Here is a 1,223-nt window from a genome sequence, read left to right as displayed (position 1 = left end):
GGGAATGCGGTCTATGAGAACGGGGTGTTGAGGATGCTGCTCAATGAGGCGGGGTATGTGAGTTTCCCGGACAGGAAGTTCCATTTCTATTTGAAGGATCATCAGGGGAATACCCGTGTGGTGGCGGATAAGGATGGCAATGTGGAGGAAACTAACAATTACTATCCGTTTGGTGGGACTTTCACTTCTACAGCTAGTGTTCAGCCTTACAAGTATAATGGTAAGGAGTTGGATCAGAAGAATGGGCTGAACTGGTATGATTATGGGGCGAGACAGTATGATGCTGCGATAGGAAGGTGGCATGTGGTGGATCCGATGAGTGAGAAATATTTTGGTTTCAGTTCATATAATTACTGTGGTAATAATCCTATTAATAGGGTTGATCCTACAGGTATGGCTTGGTATAAAAACAAAAAAACTAAGTATTATACATGGTTTGATGATGAGGAGGATGAAGATGAAGAGCGTGAAGGATATACTTATATAGGTGGAAAAGGTTCTGTATTAGGTGAGTTTGAATCAATTATTGATAAACTATTAACTGACGGTTTTGACGTTGGAAGTTTATACAGTGATGGGTTCACATTTGATATAGTAGAAAATGATAAAGGAGCTTTATTAGGTTCAAAAGAAAGAGACTGGGATTTTCTCGATGAATTTGCTAATGGCGTAGGACCTGAATTTTCTATTTTTTTAAGTGACCATCCTTATACCATGGCTATGATGAATGATAAGTCGGTTTTAGAGGCACACCAAAGAATTGTTGATGGAATTACAGATATTCCAGGACAGATCACAGAATGGCCTGGAAACTGGAATTTATGGGATGCATTTACTACGGTGTCAATCGCTAAACAATTTATCGGAAGTTATCGTTTTGACGCCTTTACTAGCAAGGATGGAAAGTCTTTGAACAATGTAATAAGTGATAGTAAAAGTATGTCTTCTTTTTTATACCATATGTGGTCAAGTAGTTGGAATCAACGAAGAAGTTCTCAGAAACCGATGAGTAATACTTACCAATTTTATATTTGGAAAACTTTAAAAATGATAGAATAATGAAAATGAAATTATGTCCTTTTATATTCTTATTAGCTTTATTATTAGTGTCCTGCGATTCATATTTCAAAAAACTGAAAGGAACAGACTATAGTGTAGGTTGGATAGATATGCCTCAAACGACAACAGTATATTATGATTTTCCGGATGGTACTGGTAGTAGG

General features: G+C 37.1%; 1 protein-coding gene. It reads left to right on the top strand.

Annotation, left to right across the window (positions count from 1 at the left end):
* Positions 1-1,059 (top strand): RHS repeat domain-containing protein (locus CZ225_RS22825; RefSeq protein WP_083714741.1); only part of this gene is annotated, 1,059 nt, incomplete at its 5' end.
* Positions 1,060-1,223 lie beyond the last annotated feature (164 nt).

Source organism: Bacteroides bouchesdurhonensis (assembly GCF_900155865.1).
GTDB classification, from domain to species: domain Bacteria; phylum Bacteroidota; class Bacteroidia; order Bacteroidales; family Bacteroidaceae; genus Bacteroides; species Bacteroides bouchesdurhonensis.
The sequence above is the reverse complement of the archived record's forward strand: the minus strand, read 5'-3'. Positions and strand labels throughout refer to the sequence as shown.